Genomic DNA, 18,001 nt, shown 5'->3' with positions numbered 1-18,001 from the left:
TTATGTAATTGAAAACCGCAATCGTTTCCTGAATTAGGAATGATTGCGGTTTTTGTGTAAAAGCAAATTATTGTTAATCTTTGCGGTCAATATTCGTCATATCAAGAGGTTTCATCCACTTATCAAAATCAGCCGCACTCACATAGCCTAATTTAATGGCGGCCTCTTTTAATTTGGTGCCATCTTGATGAGCTAACTGAGCAATTTCAGCGGCCTTATGATAGCCGATGTGTGGGGATAATGCGGTGACGGTCATCAGTGAATGATCAACCAATTCCTGCATTCGATCGGCGTTAACGGTGATACCAGCTACCAACTTATCCGTGAAGTTGTGAATAATGCCGGTCAGTAATGTGGTTGATTCCAGGAAGCTAAAGATAATGACTGGTTTGTAGACGTTCATTTCAAAATTCCCCTGGCTGGCGGCAACTTCGATTGTCGTGTCGTTACCCATTACCCGGGTGGCGGCCATCGTAATGGCTTCGGCCTGGGTCGGGTTGACCTTGCCGGGCATAATCGAGGAACCGGGTTCGTTAGCCGGGATGGTTAATTCACCATAGCCGGCCCGCGGACCACTAGCGAGAAACCGAATATCATTGGCGATTTTCAGCAAGTCAGCTGCTAAAGTTCGAATGGCGCCGTGGGTAACCGATAAGCCAGAGTGACTGCTTAGCCCAAAGAACTTATTTTGCGTTCTAAAGGGCAGTGAATATTCAGTTGTTAAAGTTTTGACCATTTCGGTGTCAAAACCAGGTAAGGTATTCAAACCGGTTCCCACTGCAGTACCGCCGATTGGCAATTCCAACAAGGTGTCACTGGTTTCTTTAATGTAATGAAGATCGTGTTCCAAGGTATTAACCCAGCCGCTGATTTCTTGGCCAAACGTCAACGGGGTGGCATCTTGAAGGTGCGTCCGCCCAATTTTGACGACTTGCCAGTATTGCTGCTGCTTTTGTTTCAAAACGGTAACCAAGTGTTCGATTTCCGGTTCTAATTTGGTGAGCGCTTGGCTGGCTGAAATGTTCATTGCGGTTGGAAAGGTATCATTAGAACTCTGAGAGTGGTTTACATCATCATTGGGCAGAATCGTAACCGTTGAATCGATTTGCTGACAAAGGTTCGCGATGACTTCGTTAACGTTCATGTTGGTTTGCGTTCCAGATCCCGTTTGAAAAACATGCAATGGAAAGTCAGCCATGAGGTCATGATCAGCCAACGATAGCAATTGACGGCAAGCCTGTTCGATCAAGGCAGCCTTTTGGGTTGGCAAGCCGTTCTGCTTCTCATTAACGGTTGCGGCGGCCAGCTTGATATGAATCAGCGAACGAATTAACTGGACTGGCATGACCGGCCCAGTTGGGAAATTATTTCGGCTCCGTTCGGTTTGCGGCCCCCATAATGCGTTTTTGGGGACTTTCACTTGTCCCAAGGTATCTGCTTCAATTCGATATTCAGTCATGACGAATGCTCCTTATTAGTAGGTTGGTTCCCATTTTACATCATTGATTGCTGCTGTGACTGACTCAATTGTTTTTTGATTCAATTTTTGATCAACCGCACTTTGCCCCACGGCAGCGGCAACTGTATCCGAAAATTGGTTGAGCTTGGTGACTGGCGGCAAAACAGCAGCTCCGGGCTGGCTTACGTCGACAATATCACCGAGGGAGTGGGCAGCCGCCGAAATCATTTGGTCGTTGAGAACTGACGCATGAGCGGCGATTGCACCAAGCCCGAGTCCTGGATAGATAAGGGCATTGTTGGCTTGACCGATTTGGTAAGTCACACCGTTATAGTCAACGTTAGCGGACGGAATGCCAGTGGCCACTAAAGCTTGGCCGTTCGTCCACTTAATCAGATCGTCCGCATTGGCTTCAATAAGCTTGGTGGGGTTCGAAATTGGGAAGATGATTGGCCGCTTGGTGTGAGCTGCCATTTCGGTCACAACAGCTTTGGTGAAGGCCCCATGTTGAGTCGAAGTTCCCACCATGATGGTTGGGTGAACGGCTTTGACGACGGCCAGCAAGTTGGTTAATTTATCAGCGTTGGCAAATTCTGCGCGTGAACGGGCAAAGGGCTTCTGCTCGGGGGTGAGATCAGTCATATCGTCAAATAACAATCCCTGTTTATCAACCAAATAGAAGTGCTTCTTGGCTTCCGCTGGGCTTAACCCGGCACTGACCATTTCATCGTACACTTTGCGGGTGATACCAGCCCCGGCCGTGCCCGCGCCAAAGCAAAGGTAGCGCTGATCGGTGAATTTTTGCTTGGAGATGTTGAGCGCCCCAATGATTCCGGCTAAGACAATGATCCCAGTTCCTTGGATGTCATCATTAAAGACCAGGTTGCGATCTTTGTATTGATTCAAAATAGTAGCTGCGTTTGAACGACCGAAGTCCTCAAAATGGAGATAGACGTCAGGAAATATTTTTTCAACGGCAGATACAAATTGATCAATAAAATCATCATAGCGTTTCCCACGAACTCGTTTAAATTTGTTACCCAAATAAAGGGGATCGTTCAGGAGCTTTTCGTTATTGGTGCCGGCATCGATCACCACTGGTAGTACAGAACTGGGGTCGATTCCGGCCGCAGCGGTATAAACCATTAACTTGCCGACGGTGATATCAACGCCTTGAGTGCCCCAATCGCCGATCCCCAAGATGCCCTCGCCGTCAGTCACACAGAGGAGACTAATCTTGCGGCCATTTGCGGCATTTTTGAGGGATGCTTCAATTGAATCAGGATCGTCGATTGATAAAAAGGCGGCTCCCTGTGGCTGGACGAACAACCGGCTGTAATTTTCGACCGTCGTTGCGATGGTTGGATCGTAAACAATTGGCATTAATTCGGCAACGTGCTGGCTGAAGACCTTGAAAAAGAGAACTCGGTTTTCATTAAAGATTGTCATTAAAAACAAGCGCTTTTCTAAGGGAGTTGAGCGTTGCTGGTACTGGCGATAGACCTCATCTGCTTGTTCTGCCAAGCTCTGAATCCTCGGCGGCAGCATGCCCACCAGGCCAAATTGTTTGCGTTCGGCTGCTGTAAAGGCAGTTCCTTTGTTGGTAAATGGATCGGTTAATTTTTGATTTGTCATAGCATCGCACCCTTTGGTTTTTCTTAAGGATAATCTTGCGAACTTTGTATAGTCAAAATAGCCATCATCTATTATGATTAATAATGGTAACCAACAAGTATCTGATAATAACGGGGTAATTCACATGAATATTAATGATCTTCAATATTATGTCTCACTATCACAAGAAAAAAACTTTTCAAAGGTTGCTCAACAATACCATGTCAGCCAGCCAACGGTTTCGGCCGCGATTAAGCGCCTTGAAACGCAATTTGCCAGTCAATTACTGGTTCGGGGGAATCCCCACCAGGCAATTACCTTGACGCCAGCTGGTGAACAACTCTTAGCCCACGCTAATGAGATGCTTTATCACTTTCGGTTGGCGACCGTTGAGATCCAAAATAGTCACCGGCAGCATTTGGTCATGGGGATGCCCCCCATCATCGAGACCAACTATTTTCCAAGGATTGCCAAACAGCTCCCGGATCATTATCTGGAGAACTTGGATACGGTGGAAGAAGGATCATTGTCGGCATTGAAGGATCTCAAGTATGGCAAACTGGATATTTCCTTTTTGGGATATGTTGACGAAATTGATGACTCGGAAATCCAGATTGATGAGTTTGACCGCCAACCATTTTCAATCTTGGTGACTAAGCAAAATCCATTGGCCAAGCGCACCACGATTGCCTTTCGAGAACTAAAGGGACAACCATTTATTTTATTTAAAAATAGCTTTGTTCATGATCAAGTGTTCCGCACACTGGCCCAAGCAAACCACATGCGGCCTGCGGTGATCTTTCGATCGATTGAGACCCAAAGCATCATTAACCTTGTTGCCCAAGACGTCGGCATTGGTCTGCTTAGCAACGCCGTAAAAGTGACGAATCCCAACGTCGTTTTGCTTAAACTAACGGACACCCCTCAGCCAAAATTTAAGCTCGGATTAGCAACTCGAAAAGACACCGTTTTTAGTCCTTCACAGGCAAAAATTATTGAGAAAATTCGCCAAGTGACGTTTCATTCATCAAAAAGTTAACAGGCTTGTAATAAAACTCCATGTGCCGGTAAATCGGCTGTAATGATTGATATCACGGCGTTTTTAGTAAGTCAAGTTGCTGGCATTTCATTTATGTAACCGTTATTATTACTATGTAGCAATGCAACCATTGGATTCGAGGGGGGAGACAATGATGAAAACACATTGGCGGATGTATAAAGACGGCAAAAAGTGGGTTTTCGCTGCAGCAACGATGACGGCGTTAACCCTTGGGCTTGGAACGCTGAACGTTCATGCCCAAGACCAACAAGGCCAGATTTCAACCGTAACAGTCAAAGATAACCGGGCGGGGGATTCTCAGGGGGAGCTTTCTCCAGCTGATCAAGGTGCTGGAACGGTGAATGAACAACCGGTTGAGCAGACTGAGGCAACGGCCCAAACTGCGGCTGCTGTGACGAATGATCAATCACCAGCTGCGCCAGAGCAATCAACGAAGCAAAATCAAACACCTGATCAGCAACCGGCCCAAACTCAGCCGAGTGCTGGGCAACAAGCGGCTTCAGATGAATCAGCAAGCCTGCAAGTGCCTACTGGGCAGTCACAACAGCCAGCTTCACAGGCTGCCCAACAGGCACCGACTCAACCAGAGCAGGTAACAGCCCAGCAACCTCAAGCAAATGACGTGGAAGAAACAACTGCCACCAAGTCTGATCAGGTAAGTCAATCTAACGACCAGCCGACTGATCCGGTGCCTGTCAAATCCCAGTCGGAGGACAAATCAGTAATAAATAAATCAGCTGTAGACAAATCAGCTGTAGATAAGTCGGTTGACCAAACGCCGGTCGTTAAAACAGCAGCGGCACTGAAAAATACTAACGCTTTGACGGTTGCAGTTGACATCAATAGCTGGATGCCTGACAAAAATATGCAATCACAGATCTTGGAATTGTTAATTTCTCAAAAAATCTTGGCGAACAATGCCACGGTTAATGACATCACCCAGGAAAATGTGGCTCAAATTGTTGGATTACAGCTAGGAGCTCATAAAACAGCGACCTATCATAATCCTTATACGGGTCAAAGTGCCGAATCACCTGATGTTTATACGGCCGATGAGACCCAGTCAGTTGCTGATTTGACAGGGATTGGCTATTTTACCGGCCTTAAGAATTTGGATTTAACCGACAATTCATTTACAACGATTCCGGATGAAATTAGTCAACTCACTAATTTGGAATCGCTGGAAATTACTCGGAATACCAAATTAACCACGATTGGCGACCTAAGTGGGTTGACCAAATTGACCTCGCTCAAGATTGTGAACAATCCTTTCTTAGCGGCCTTGCCTAGTTCAATCAACAAGTTAACTCATTTGACTGGAACCTTGGCGTTGAATGGTAACAGCTTTACCACGTTACCTGACATGTCGGCCCTTCAAGGGATTACGACCCTTGATTTGAACAATAACCGCTTAACCGATGTCAGCCAGGCAGGAATTGAAAAATTGGTCAATCTGACAACGCTGAATGTCGGAAGTTACGACGGTCTTAATTACGCAGAATGGATTAATGGGTTTGGGGCAGATTTAAATACTGGCAATAACCCAGCCCAATATGATCCTTATGATCTCGTCCCACAAAGAGAGAATAATGTGCATTTGAATTATGACCCAACCGCCAAAGTCAATAACTTTACCTTGATTGATAACAACGGCAAAGGCTTTTATGCTTACGCGGATGTCTTCAATTGGAAAGATATTGAACATTATAATCATTTGACGGCGGTACCGGATTCATGGAGCCAGCTGGTTAATTTGACCCATTTGAATTTGATTGGCAATGACTTGGTCGATTTGCCCGCAAGCTATGCTGCCTTAACCAAATTAACTGATCTTCGGCTTGGAAATAACAAATTTAAGATTATTCCAGCAGCCATCGGCCAATTGGTTCAACAGCCGAACTTCTCGGTTAACTTTAATAACTATCTGTCCAACTATCCTTCCTATGGGACTTACCGAAACCAAAATTCAATTCCACAGAACGAAATTTGGGATTCGGTTAATAAAACCTACGTCCTACCAGGTTGGAATCCAGCCAAGGATCAGGTGCTTAGTCAGGTGATTAAGTTCCCAGATCATTACGTGGTCACGTACAATTCAAACAAGTTTAATATCACTGGCGGCCAACTAGTGAATCCACTCGATGGCCAGAAGATTAACGATTCCCAGTTCATTACCTTAAATGATTACTATTACACCGGACCCGGCCACCTTTCAAATGGTGAGGATGATCCAGATGGCATTATTGTGCAACAATTCCTGCATTATCCAACCAACTGGGCAAACGGAACCGATCATACCGGCAAGTATACGGCACCAAGTAAAAATTCCTGGAACTATGGAAATGGTTATTGGGGTGGGATGTATGGTGCGACCAACGATGTTTCTACTGTTGGCTATATCACCACTTATGGACCAGATGGCAAGCCAATGGACGCCTATCCTTACCGTGATCCATACGCGGTTATTCAAAATGGCAAATATATTGATCAAATGACTTTTGCCAGAATGAACGATGGTAGGGGAAATTACTATTATGTTATTTTACTACCAAGAGAATGGTCTCCTGATGGTAGTAATCTTGGTAAGACTTACAGCTTGAACTTTAGTGTTGGCGGCCGTTATAAAGAAAATGCCCCAGATGGTGGTGCAAGTAACGGAACCGGCTTAATGGGCGGCGTCATTAGCCCTGATCAGACCGGTTATTCGATGGTGGCTTCGACCGATGTGACTTTTGTTAACGATGGCGTCATTTCAATCTCGGCCAAGAATTCCGAAGTCTTCCAAGGGCATGTTTGGGATCCTGGCTCGGGCTTTAACGGGGCAGTCATCAATAATGCCGACCAGACGAAGATTACCAATTACTACGGTCAGGATGGCCAGCCGGTTCCAGGTCTCGGGGTAACTGTCCAAGAGGTTGTTCCCGTGTATGACAGTACGGGCAATAGGATCGGCTACCGCCCAATTAGGACGTTTAAAGATGCCGATGATTTCAATAACAATGCCACCACTTGGACTTACACGGATGCCACCAACACAGAATTTGCCCGGGATACGAATGGTAACAAGATTCCCCGTTATTTCGCGGCTACCTATCACTATGGCGATGCTAATTCCAACTTGGCATTTATTTACGTCGACGACAACTCCTCAATGACGATTAAAGATGCGACAGTAACGGCCAATGGCACGTGGACAATTGCCGGTTCAGGTGACAGTAGTTCTCAGTTAAATGCTAAAGACGCGGATGGCGTGACGGTGGTTAGTGACACGGATCCGTTGACCAATAAGGATCAAATTCAAGTCACAATTACTGACGACGCCGATCCAACCAAGGTATTTACCACTGAGGCGGATTTTAATGCGAATAAGGTTGCCGGCCATACCTATACGGTGAGCGTTATCGAATACGACAAACGATCTGAAAAGGGATTAACTGGTTTGCAGTTCGTTCTCCAAAAGGGCCAGGCAAAAATTACGGTCGCTGACGCCGTGAAAGCCGGCCAAATTAAAGTTGCTTACGTTGATGAACAGGGAAACAATATTGCCCCAAGTGGCACCTCAAATGAGGCAACTTATCCGGATGGTCAATACGATGGCAACCCCTTTGAGGCTGATCAACTGACAATCTCTGGATATACATTCAAAGTGGTGAATGGCAGTGACGGGATTAGCTTCACCATGAGTGGTGATAAAGTGGTTGGTACCCTGAAAAATGATGTAACTGGCACGATCACCTTTGTTTACTATCAAAATTCAGCCGGAGTGAAAGTCAATTATGTTGACGAACAAAATAATCCGATTGCCCCAGCTGGCAATGCGACTTATCCAGATGGTCAATATACGGGTCATCAATATGAAACCAGCCCAATTACAGTGGCCGGTTACACATTTGATCAAATTTCGACTGCTGGCTTGGCAGCCAATGGCACCTTGACCCAAGCTGGTGGGACGGTTATCTACGTTTATAAGAAGACCGTGACACCGCCAACGCCACCAACCCCACCGACACCGCCGACTCCAGTGACTCCTGATACGCCGGTGACGCCAGGCACGCCAGTCAGCCCAACCGTTCCGGATAACCAGACCGTGGTGGTCGAACCGGCAATAACCATTAAAAAGAAGATTGTGAAATTAGTTTATGCTAAGCAGGCGATCAGGGTTCACAAGAATGCCACTTTCAAGAAAGGTGAGGGTACCTTCTACCAAAAGAAGCCAAGAATTTACGCGCCAGTCTTCAAAGTTACCGGCGTGGCATACTCGAAGAATGGCCTGCTGCGGTACAAGGTAAAAGGCGGCTACATTACCGCTAATCCGGATTTTGTTGCCCCAGTGTATTACAGTGGCAAGCAGCGGAAAGTGACCGTTATCAGTCCAAAGGGAATCTACCTGCACAAGGGCCCAGGCTTTAAGCAAAGTGATCGAAAGAAAGCAACCTTCTTGAAACAGGGCACAACGGTGAAAAACATTGTCAGAGTGGTTCGTCATGGTCAGTTTGCCACCCGGTTCTATCTGGCAAACGGATCCTATATCACTGGCAATAAGCTGTTTGTTTCCACGAAAGCACCATATACGCCTTACAAAGTTTATAATATTAAAGCGATCAATCGGTACAAGACGGTTAACTTGAATGGCAAGCTTGGCCACTATGCGAATAAACCACGGACCCAGCGAGCTGTTTTCAAGGTCAACAAGTGGGATTACTCACGTGGGGACGTTCGAACCATGCATGGGGTTAAACGGTACAAGGTCAAAGGCGGGTACATTACGGCCAATCCTAAGTATGTTCGGTCACTGTATTACCTGACTAAGCCTAAGACCGTTAAAGTGATTAACAATAAAGGCATTTATTATCACGTTAACAAGCAGTTCGCCAATCGCCAAAAGACCATGTATGTCAAAAAAGGCACCCAAATTAAGATTAAAGCGATCAAGCAGTATGGAAAGATCACCAGGTTCTATACCCCTAGTGGTCATTGGATTACCAGTAACAAGAAATTTGTGATTGGAAAGTATTAAAATTGGGTCAATAAGCGTTTTGATCCCAGAATTTAAGTAACAATCGCCCTGCATTCTAGTATTTGGAATGCAGGGTATTTTTGATTGAATGTCTGGGATCAGCTGCTTGTCAATTGAAGATGGCCGCCAAGCCCTTTTGACATTTAACGGTAAATGAGGTATATTATTGGCAAATTTTCATCATTTTATAATTTATTCGAAAATGATCGAATGAAATGACGAAAAAATACATTGAGTGGGTGAAATGATGAAGAAAATATTAGCTTTTAATATTTTGGATTACGAAAAAGAGTTCGTCGGTCAGTGGGCAGCCGAACATCCCGACGTTCAGGTCGACTTTAACCAAATTGAACTGCACGATGACACGGTTCACCTCGCGGAAGGTTATGATGGGATTGACTACCGTCAACGCAGCAAGCTCAGTGAGACCCCGGATCTATACCAAAAGTTGCACGATTATGGCATTAAGCAGTTGTCATTGCGATCAGCTGGAGTGGATTCCTGCAATTTGAAATGGGCTAAAAAATATGGATTGACCATTACCAACGTGCCCTCCTATTCACCGGAAGCTGTCGCCGAAATGACGCTGACCCACGCAATGAATTTAGTTCGCCACATTCCACAGTTCCAAGCGAGAATACATAAAAATGATTATATTGTTGAAGGCTTGAGATCCCGTGAATTGTCCGAAATGACGATTGGGATTATCGGGGTTGGCCGCATTGGCAGCACGGTTGCCAGAATCTTTAAGCGATTTGGGGCAACCGTGCTTGGTAATGATTTTAAGCAGAATCCCGATTTGAAAGGGATCGTTAAATACACCACTAAGGAAGATATTTATCAGCACGCAGACATTGTGACGATGCATGTGTATATGAGCGAAGACAATTACCATATGGTCAGCACGGATCAGTTCGCGCTGATGAAGCCTTCCGCATTTCTAATCAACTGTTCAAGAGGACCGGTGGTTGACACAGACGCGTTGATTGCGGCGTTGAAAAACAAGCAAATCGCCGGTGCCGGCATTGATGTCATTGAAGACGAAACCAAGATCTTCAATCAAACGTTTGAGGGCAAAGATGGCATTCCGTTGAAGGCCTACGAAACTTTAAAGTCCCTTGACAATGTTTTCTTAACGCCTCACGTGGCCTTTTACACAGACATTGCCGTGGAGAATATGGTTAAACAGTCACTGGATGACACATTGAAGCTGATTTCTGGTAAGTCGAGTGATCATGTGATTAAAGCCGTTTAGTGGATTGAAAAAATTGGGACGAAAAGCGATTTAATCCCAGAGTTTAATGAAAAGAACCAATTATTCCTGATTGGAATAATTGGTCCTTTTGTTAAATGGTCGAGATCAGCCGTTTATCGCAGCTTTGTTAATGTAAAAATGCGCCTTCATAGACAATTTGCCGATTAATGTCTCAAACGCTTTTAAGACGTTCATCTTATCAAATTGTGACGGCAGATAATGGTTGGTTAGTGATTAATCGCCACTATTTTGATCGGCGGCTTCCTTCAGGTGATGATCAACTCGCTGCAGGAAGTCGCGGAACAGGGAAGCCATTTGTTCATTGCTTTCGAACATAAATTCTGGGTGCCACTGAACGGCTAGAATGAGGTCATTATCTTCACTTTCCATGCATTCGATGACGCCATCTTTGGCCAACGCTGACAATTTGAGCCCTGACGCAAGGGCTTTGACGGCTTCGTGGTGGTGGCTGTTGACCAAATGATCGCCACTACCGATGATCGATTCCAATCGGGTTTCTGGAGTCACAGAAACGCTGTGGGTGCCCTGGTCCATCGGCGCCTTTTGGTAATGCTGGAAGGTCTGGCGATTTCGCTGCTGATTTAAATCTTGGTAGACAGTGCCGCCAAGCGCGACGTTGATAATTTGCATGCCGCGACATAATCCGAGAATGGGGATGCCCTGAATAACGGCAAGCTTGACCAGTTGAATTTCACTTTCATCCAATAGTGAATCGGTATCGCCAAGTTCCGGGATGGGTTCCTCACCGTAAAATCTGGGAGCGATATCTGGGCCACCGGGGAACATTAGACCGTCACACAGAGCGATGTAGTTAGCCATTAATTCCGGGTTACGAGTTGGAATTGGTAGCGCAACCCCGCCAGCAGTGGTGACTGCAGCCACATCAGCTTGATTGACACTATTGCGGTGAAGCCCATTGACGATTCGGTCCTCAGCGGGAATTCCAATAATTGATTTTGTCATAGAATGGCCTCCTTAAAGAGCTGTTTAGTTGAATCGTACTACATTTGAGAATCAAGTGGGTAAATAAGCATTGGCACAGCTTTAATATCATTAGCGATTGCTGGGTGGAAATTGACAGGTGCCAGTGTTGAGTAAGATTACCTCGTGGAAACGTGGTCAAAAAGTTGACTCCTGCTATTTAAACAGAAAACGCAACCACTCCAAACCCGGAATGATTGCGTTCTCTACTTAAATTCTGAAATCAGAGCGTCTTTTGGCCACGCTGTTATTTTAACTTACTCAATTCTTCGTCATACCCATCCAAAAAGTTGGCATACCTTGCCAGCATAAATAGGTAATCGGACAGCCGGTTGAGATAACTTAGGCTGTCGTCGGAAATTTTCTGTTCCTTGTCATTTAGTTCAATGACTTGGCGTTCAGCCTTTCGAGCCAGTGAACGGGCGTATTGAAGGGCCGCACCGGTCTGCTTACCACCAGGAAGGATGAAGGCCTTGATTCGTGGAAATTTAGTTGAGATGTTGTCAATCTCATCTTCAAGCGCTTTGGTTGTCTCAGCCGTAATATTGTGATGCCGTTTAACGGTGATGTCTGCTTGAAGTTCATACAGATTACGCTGCATTTGCTTTAATTTGGGCGCTAGTTCCTGCGTCTTGGGGGACAGAACAGAAATCACGTAGCCAATCCATGATTCCAGTTCATCAAGTGAACCTAGGGCACTAATTTGTAGGTCATACTTTGGCACCATCTTGCCGGTAACTTGCTTGGTCTTGCCATGATCGCCAACTTTTGTATAAATTTTAACCATTTTTATCTCCTCCAGTTTCGACTCTATTTTACAAATAAAAGCGGCCAAAAACAAAGGTATTTTGCTTTTGGCCGCTCTCTTTTCGTTGAAACAATGGCTGCCATCATTTAGTCAGCAGGGGAGCTGGTTAAATGAACAGCTGAATTAAAATGTGTGATTAGTTGATCGAGATGAGATGTGGGGATCAGCGCTCGATCGGTTGGGTAGTGAACTTTGGGGTGGGTTCTAGGCTTGCGTGGCCGAGGACCGCTCCACAAAGCAATAACCTGCACATAAGCACCACCAACAAAAATCCAAAACCAGGATTTCTGCTGGTGGCGACTTATGTTTCGGTTATTAACCGCTTTGCTCCGCGCACTTATCTTCGCTCACTATCGAATTGGGCATGCGCCTCCCGCACAATCCGTTTGGTCAACCAATTCAATGTCCTTCTTATCATGGTTGTCATTTTGTTGGGCGAAGACTTTTGCGACATCTCCTGAGATCTGGAGAACACGCTTTTCATATTCTTTTTGATCGATTGGTTCCTTAGGTGCTTGCTTGAAGCCGGCACCCGTATATGGAAGCAATGAGGTCGATTTTGTTGTGTGACGGTACTGGGTCATCAATGGGGCAATTTGGTCGCCTTCATTTGGTTGGAAAGTAACGGTACAACTAACCGCGTTATCTGACCAGTACGTCTGCAAAAATGCTTGAGTTGCAAACTGTTCAGCAATTGAGACGTTTCCAGCTGAAGCAAAGTCCTTGCTGTCAGCGTGAGCCGCTCTTACTGGGAATTCAACAACCATCGTGTTCTTGGTATAAACATCTGGTTCAACGTTATAGCCAACCGCTTTAAGAGCTGGCAACAATGGATCAGTATCTTGGAATCGAATTCGTTGAATCAAGTAGCCTGCATAGTGGAAATGCATCCCTTCTGAAACACCAGCCAATTTGGCAACAGTTCCTGAAGGCTTAACAGTGGTGTGCTTGATTGATGGGTTGCAGCCCAAAGTTTCTGAGTAATCTTTATCAGCCTTTACAACTGCTTTGTATAAACCATCAAATTCTTTAACGGCACGCTTGTCATAGATTGGCTTCTTGATTGCAGCACCAGTTTCAGGATCAGTGGCGTCTTCATAACCAACAACCACTCGGTTACCAAAGCGGGACAAAATCCAGTCCTGGATGCCTGACATTGAGATACCAATACGACGGTTCTTTTCAATGGCGTTACGGGAAACTTCCCAGTCGTAATTACTGAAGGTAACTCGCTTAGAATAACGGGTTCCAAGTGAAAAGGCTTCATGTAAGTCCCAGCCTTCTTGTTCAGCAACCGTTGGAAAGACTTCGAACAAGTTGCAAGGTTCACCATTGGCAAGGGAAATCTCGCCACATGGGTTGGTTCCTTCAACACTGCCATCGATATTTTCTTGTCGACCGTCAATCTTACGGCCGTAGTTTCTGGAAAGCTCCAAGTTAACGATGCCGGGTTCACCATTGTGACGAATGGAGTCGGCAACGGGACCATAATCGGTAAAGGAGGAGTCAACGGCAACACTGTTGTTTGATGCCCAACGGTGATGGTAGAGCTTCTCTTTGTCTTGCTTCATTGTAATGAAGGCTTCATCGTCGGCTGAACCTAATGCTAATTCAGCAGAACGACGAACGTTACCGGCAACAACTGTCTTACCAATTAAGTTACCAATATCAGTACAGTCCACTGATGACAACTTTTGGCCAACGTGGTCATTTAATAGGTTATTAATATCAAATAGCATTTCGATCAGTGGCATTGGGCCTGAAGCTGTTCCACCGAAGCCCTTAATCTTGGCACCCTTTGGTCGGATGTCACTCATATCGAGGACAAGATCCAATTGTTGAGTTGGATTAGTTTCATTAAAGTGTTGGTCAATCAAATGCGCGTTTGAAATGACCCAGCCTTCACGGGTATCTGATAAACGATAGTAGCGAACGTCTTTGATTGAATGATTCTTTAACCAGTCTTCCCGGTCAGTAGCGCCCATTTTGATGGATTCGTCATATGATTTGCTAGTCTTATCAATTAAGATGGTCAAATTGATTTTGAAATCAACTTGCGGGATCTGTTCAACGTTGTCTTTTGTGACAGAAAAACCGACACCGCCGCCCTTCATTAATTGGTCAAACATGAAAGAGTAAGGCATGGAAACGGCCTTTTGGCGACCATTCAAGTATTCTGGCACAATGTGGCTGTCACCGTATGGTTGTGGGCGAACGGCGATAAACCAGCAGTTGTTCAAGGCGTCACCGTTACGATCCTGATAACTTGAGCCAGAGATCCAAAGGTTTCGGCCGGATGGGGTAGCACCCAAACCATAAATTAACTTATAGAGCTTTTTAGCTTCTTCGGTTAAGTCATCGACCACCTTAGGATCAACATTGTCTTCATGTAAACGAGGATCAAGGTTAATGTTACCTTCAACGACCCGCTTAACGGTTTCGTCCCAGTTTTCTGTTCGTTGCTTTTCTGGAATCCAGCGTGCGTATGTCCGTTTATAGGTAACCCAACCAAGCTCTCCCCAGTGAGGTGTAACTTCATTTTTAATTTTGTTTATAAATTCGTCAGATAGTGAAACTGACGAAAGTTTCATAGCTTGCATATTGCGTTCCTCCAGTACCTATTATAAATCGTTTCGTTTGAATTAACACTATATATAGTATCTCCTACACTCCCAATAAGCAATATATGGTGTTTGATCGCGAATTGCTTGTAGCCAGCATAATGGCGAGCCGACACGGTTTTGGCGGGCTAAAAATTTTTTATTTTTTTGATTTAGGCACCCCAAAATGCCACTTTGCGTTACCTGCTGAGATACTAAAAAACGCTATAACCACAATATCTGGTTATAACGCATTTTTAGGAAGATAACAATCTGTTTTGCTAATTCGTCATATATGGTTTGCCAAATACCGCCATTAGAAAACTCACCGTTAACGCCAAAATAAGTGTGATTGAACCGGCGGCTTCCCCGGCTGAGTAAGATGTGAATGGCGCAAATCTGAATGCGGATAGGACAAACAATAGGATTAGAAACGGCACTCCCACGGCCGTGAATGTAATTTTGTGCCATTTAGTGCTAAAGAAGTTGTCAAAATCAAAATAACTCACCAACACAATTAAATTGATAAAAAGAACAAAGGGCATATATTTGAACTCAGGGTGAAAAGATTTCGTTTCAGCCAGAAACGTTACAAATAATAGGGCAATGTTCAAATAATAACTGCCGGTTCCCAGTAATCGATCGTGGCGCGTTGCTGCATCTTGTTTATCATAGTGTTTGATCATCATTGAATCCTCCCGTAGTAGTTTATCGAGAGATATCTGGTAAATGTCGCTAAGTTCGACTAAGGTCCCAATATCCGGATAACTACGGCCGGTTTCCCAACTGGAGATTGTTTTCCGGGAAACGTGAAGCTTTTCCGCGATGTCCTTTTGCGTGAGCCCTTTATCTTGCCTAGCTGATTTAATTTTACTGCCAAAATCCATTTACCATCACCTCGCTTTCAATATAGGGCGGACCATGCTAGAGAACAAGCTAAGAACTGTAGCCATCGCAAACCTAATCGGAAAGTTTGCGCTTTGTCAGAAATTAATTTGCTAAATGCTTCTGCAACCATTAAGTGCTACTCATCTATCATATAATATGTTTATACTGAAATCATCACAAAGGAGGCATCATTTTGAAAATCGCGGAACAACTTCAAATGCAACGGCAAGTTCATGGGTTATCCCAAGCGGATCTTGCCGATGAACTACACATCTCCCGTCAGTCGATTTCTAAATGGGAGAACGGGACGACTTTACCAAGCTTTTCAAACGTGGTGGCAATTAGTGACTTATTTGGAATTTCGCTTGACGACCTAATTAAAGGAGATGCTCAGTTAATGGAAAGATTAGAGAAGGCCAACAGAGTAAATAAGGTTTCAAAGATACTATTATTTGGAATTGCGATTGCCATAGTGGGGTATGTATGTTATCCACTAGTTGGGATCAGTACGAACACACTGGAAAGCTGGTTGGTTATACCAGTTCTTGGTAGTTTCTTCTTCGTGCTCAAATCAGTTAAGTGGCGCGAATTTAACAAAGCGTTAACCAAGCCAACGATTATTTGGGGTGCCATTTGGTTGGGCTTGATCTTGATTCCAGAAATTATTGATTTTGTGAGAGGATATACTCAAGGAATGAACGGATAGGATAAAGGAAATTCGAATGATCGCTGGATTTTCAATGAATCAGCGATTTTCTATTGATTTATTAGTATATAAAATATATACTAATTTCACATTAGTATAAGAACCATATACCAATGAAATTGATATAAGAAGGTTTAACAAATATGGAAAGAGAAGAAGAAAAAGCAGTCCAAGCCACTCCGACTGGGATTGCCGAAGCAGCGAAGACAACGAAAATTCAGAGAATCATTCTTGGCCTTGCCTTGATTGGCGCGTTTCTTGGGGTTCTCGACACCTCAATTGTTTATACTGGGACCGTTAAAATGGCGGCCCAGTTACAGCTAAATTCAAATGCATTATCCTGGGTGCAGGTTTCATACGCTTTAACCTATGCCGGCTTCATGCTGGTTGGTGGTAAGCTGGGTGACATCTATGGTCGCAAACGACTGTTTATCACCAGTCTGATTATTTTTGGGGTTGGCAGCTTAGCCGTTGGTGCTGCCACGAATGCGCTGACGATGATTAGCTTTCGAGCGTTTCAGGGAATTGGTGCGGCAATTTTGGCTCCAAACTGTCTGGCATTGCTGACGGATACTTTCACAGGTAAAGCTCGCCAGCAGGCAATTGGGTACTACGCCTCGGTAATTGGGGCCGGTGCGGCGGTTGGACTGGTGATTGGCGGGTTCTTTGCGACCTTCACCTCCTGGCGGGTTGGTTTCTATGTTAATGGGCCAATTGCACTCATCATGGTGATTGTTGCTGGTAGGGACTTACCGACGGCTCGTCAACAAGCTGGGAAAATTGATTGGTTGGGAACCATCCTGTCAATTTTAGCGATGACTTCGATTTCGTATGGTTTGGATGGCAGTCCGTGGCCAATTCCCACAATTCTAATTTCATTGTTTCTGTGGGTGGCGTTTATTATCAGCCAGGCCAAGGTTTCCCTGCCGACGATGCCGCTGGAGATTTTTGCTGATCGAGAACGAATGGCTTCTTATATTAGCTCGTTATTATTTAGCGCTGCCGGAATCGGTTTTTGGTTTTACACGCCGCAGTTTATGCAAGGGGCATTTGGATTCAGTCCGTTTTTAACTGCCTTAGGGATGTTGCCAATGGCGGTGCTGTTGTTCATTGTTGCCGTTAAAGCAGGTAAGCTGGTTGAGCACTGGAACAATTCCATTGTGATGATTTTAGGCTTTGTTGTGGTACTGCTATCTTTGGTGGAACTGGCAATGGTAGCTCACACAACCAATTACTGGCTGTTATTGATTGGCCCGTTGGGATTTGCGATTGGGTTTGCACTGGCGTTTGCCACCTTGGCGACTTCCGGGTTAGCACGGATTCGCCCGGCAGTTTCTGGGGCGGCATCTGGTGTGTATAATACGGCCCGTCAATTTGGTGGGGCCTTGGGGCTGGCAATTTTTGCGGCTGCAACAGCACATTTGACTAAAATTGCTGATGTTTTCGGGCAGGCAATGCTGATTGGGGCTGGACTGACTTTTATCGGGCTCGTGTTAGTGGTTGCCTTGATCGTGCCAGCAGAAAAGCACTGATTATAACTGGATAATTGGTATAATAGAATATATACAATGAATTAATCGGAGGTATATTCA

At 45.0% G+C, this 18,001-nt stretch carries 11 protein-coding genes; 5 read left to right on the top strand and 6 right to left on the bottom strand.

The features are described from left to right. Nucleotides 1–73: 73 nt before the first annotated feature. Nucleotides 74–1,459, bottom strand: a complete 1,386-nt coding sequence (locus FD12_RS06075) for a class II fumarate hydratase (RefSeq protein ID WP_054748122.1) — start codon at nt 1,457–1,459, stop codon at nt 74–76. Nucleotides 1,460–1,474: 15 nt separating this feature from the next. After that, nucleotides 1,475–3,094, bottom strand: a complete 1,620-nt coding sequence (locus FD12_RS06070; RefSeq protein ID WP_054748123.1) for a malolactic enzyme — start codon at nt 3,092–3,094, stop codon at nt 1,475–1,477. A gap of 124 nt (nt 3,095–3,218) precedes the next feature. Here FD12_RS06070 and FD12_RS06065 point away from each other — a divergent pair, with 124 nt between their 5' ends. From FD12_RS06065 to FD12_RS06055, 3 genes are all read left to right on the top strand, one after another. Next, nucleotides 3,219–4,112, top strand: a complete 894-nt coding sequence (locus tag FD12_RS06065; protein ID WP_056982204.1) for a LysR family transcriptional regulator — start codon at nt 3,219–3,221, stop codon at nt 4,110–4,112. A gap of 151 nt (nt 4,113–4,263) precedes the next feature. Continuing rightward, nucleotides 4,264–9,150, top strand: a complete 4,887-nt coding sequence (locus tag FD12_RS06060; protein ID WP_056982201.1) for a DUF5776 domain-containing protein — start codon at nt 4,264–4,266, stop codon at nt 9,148–9,150. Between the two features lie 247 nt (nt 9,151–9,397). After that, complete coding sequence (locus FD12_RS06055; protein WP_056982220.1) at nt 9,398–10,405, top strand: D-2-hydroxyacid dehydrogenase; 1,008 nt, start codon at nt 9,398–9,400, stop codon at nt 10,403–10,405. 234 nt (nt 10,406–10,639) lie between these two features. Here FD12_RS06055 and FD12_RS06050 read toward each other — a convergent pair whose 3' ends face one another. The 4 genes from FD12_RS06050 to FD12_RS06035 all read right to left on the bottom strand — a co-directional run bounded on the left by FD12_RS06050 (nt 10,640) and on the right by FD12_RS06035 (nt 15,702). After that, nucleotides 10,640–11,389 carry a gamma-glutamyl-gamma-aminobutyrate hydrolase family protein gene (locus FD12_RS06050; protein ID WP_054748130.1) on the bottom strand — a complete coding sequence of 250 codons (750 nt, stop codon included), beginning with the start codon at nt 11,387–11,389 and terminating at the stop codon, nt 10,640–10,642. A gap of 265 nt (nt 11,390–11,654) precedes the next feature. Further along, nucleotides 11,655–12,194, bottom strand: coding sequence for a cob(I)yrinic acid a,c-diamide adenosyltransferase (locus FD12_RS06045; protein ID WP_056982199.1), 540 nt, complete (start codon nt 12,192–12,194; stop codon nt 11,655–11,657). 371 nt (nt 12,195–12,565) lie between these two features. Further along, complete coding sequence (gene nrdJ / locus FD12_RS06040) at nt 12,566–14,815, bottom strand: ribonucleoside-triphosphate reductase, adenosylcobalamin-dependent (protein WP_056982196.1); 2,250 nt, start codon at nt 14,813–14,815, stop codon at nt 12,566–12,568. Nucleotides 14,816–15,096: 281 nt separating this feature from the next. Further along, nucleotides 15,097–15,702, bottom strand: coding sequence for a helix-turn-helix domain-containing protein (locus FD12_RS06035; protein ID WP_082622181.1), 606 nt, complete (start codon nt 15,700–15,702; stop codon nt 15,097–15,099). 194 nt (nt 15,703–15,896) lie between these two features. On the opposite strand from FD12_RS06035, the gene FD12_RS06030 reads away from it, so the two are divergent. Further along, entirely contained in the window at nt 15,897–16,409 is a 513-nt protein-coding gene (locus FD12_RS06030; protein WP_054748132.1) for a helix-turn-helix domain-containing protein, read from the top strand. 143 nt (nt 16,410–16,552) lie between these two features. After that, nucleotides 16,553–17,941 (top strand): MFS transporter, encoded by a 1,389-nt coding sequence (locus tag FD12_RS06025; protein ID WP_054748134.1) that lies wholly within the window; start codon nt 16,553–16,555, stop codon nt 17,939–17,941. Nucleotides 17,942–18,001: the final 60 nt, after the last annotated feature.

This window comes from Lentilactobacillus rapi DSM 19907 = JCM 15042 (assembly GCF_001436255.1).
GTDB classification, from domain to species: Bacteria; Bacillota; Bacilli; order Lactobacillales; family Lactobacillaceae; genus Lentilactobacillus; species Lentilactobacillus rapi.
This window is presented reverse-complemented; position numbering and strand designations above follow the sequence as displayed.

What these genes read in the sequence shown, in the direction of transcription:
- FD12_RS06075 (WP_054748122.1), bottom strand. Translation starts at nt 1,459, where the DNA reads ATGACTGAATATCGAATTGAAGCAGATACCTTGGGACAAGTGAAAGTC.
- FD12_RS06070 (WP_054748123.1), bottom strand. Translation starts at nt 3,094, where the DNA reads ATGACAAATCAAAAATTAACCGATCCATTTACCAACAAAGGAACTGCC.
- FD12_RS06065 (WP_056982204.1), top strand. Translation starts at nt 3,219, where the DNA reads ATGAATATTAATGATCTTCAATATTATGTCTCACTATCACAAGAAAAA.
- FD12_RS06060 (WP_056982201.1), top strand. Translation starts at nt 4,264, where the DNA reads ATGATGAAAACACATTGGCGGATGTATAAAGACGGCAAAAAGTGGGTT.
- FD12_RS06055 (WP_056982220.1), top strand. Translation starts at nt 9,398, where the DNA reads ATGAAGAAAATATTAGCTTTTAATATTTTGGATTACGAAAAAGAGTTC.
- FD12_RS06050 (WP_054748130.1), bottom strand. Translation starts at nt 11,389, where the DNA reads ATGACAAAATCAATTATTGGAATTCCCGCTGAGGACCGAATCGTCAAT.
- FD12_RS06045 (WP_056982199.1), bottom strand. Translation starts at nt 12,194, where the DNA reads ATGGTTAAAATTTATACAAAAGTTGGCGATCATGGCAAGACCAAGCAA.
- nrdJ (WP_056982196.1), bottom strand. Translation starts at nt 14,815, where the DNA reads ATGCAAGCTATGAAACTTTCGTCAGTTTCACTATCTGACGAATTTATA.
- FD12_RS06035 (WP_082622181.1), bottom strand. Translation starts at nt 15,702, where the DNA reads ATGGATTTTGGCAGTAAAATTAAATCAGCTAGGCAAGATAAAGGGCTC.
- FD12_RS06025 (WP_054748134.1), top strand. Translation starts at nt 16,553, where the DNA reads ATGGAAAGAGAAGAAGAAAAAGCAGTCCAAGCCACTCCGACTGGGATT.